This is a genomic window from Turicimonas sp. TL08, from assembly GCF_054660695.1.
In genome coordinates, this window is record NZ_BAAGDP010000064.1 from 1 (window position 1) to 550 (window position 550).

The following is a 550-nucleotide window of genomic DNA, read 5'->3' on the forward strand; positions in this document are numbered from 1 at the left end:
CTTAAAGACGCAGCTTCTGTTAATGCCACCCGTTGGAAACTGTTTAACAAACTGAAATCAACTGGTTTTCCCTTTGAAGCTGGTTCAGGAGCTTTAACTAAGTTTAACCGCAAAAAATTCGGTATTCCAAAAGCGCATTGGCTAGATGCACTCTGTGTGGGCAATGTTCCATCAGTGACAAATTGGAGAAACCTCAATGTCCTGAACATTCAATGTTGTGGCCGTGGAGCCTATCAAAGAACGAGAACTGATAAGTATGGATTTCCACGAGGCATCTGCATGAGGCAGAAGAAAGTTTACGGATTTTCAACTGGAGATATGGTCAAAGCGATTATTCCGAAAGGCAAGAAAAAAGGCGTGTATGTAGGAAAGGTTGCTGTCCGTAAAACAGGATCCTTCAATCTTCAAACCTCCGGCCAAACAATACAAGGTATTTCCTATCGCTATTGCAGATTAATTACACACTCGGATGGTTATTCCTACAGTTGGAAAAGCTGTCCAATTCCTCCTCGGGTTGAAACCCGAGGTATCCTTGGAGAAGTTAGATGAA

1 pseudogene is annotated in these 550 nt (G+C 42.5%); it reads left to right on the forward strand.

Going from position 1 to position 550, the window contains the following annotated elements:
• Nucleotides 1-549 (forward strand): annotated as a pseudogene (locus tag ACYQ4O_RS12945) (RNA-guided endonuclease IscB); the annotation flags it as partial.
• Nucleotide 550 lies beyond the last annotated feature (1 nt).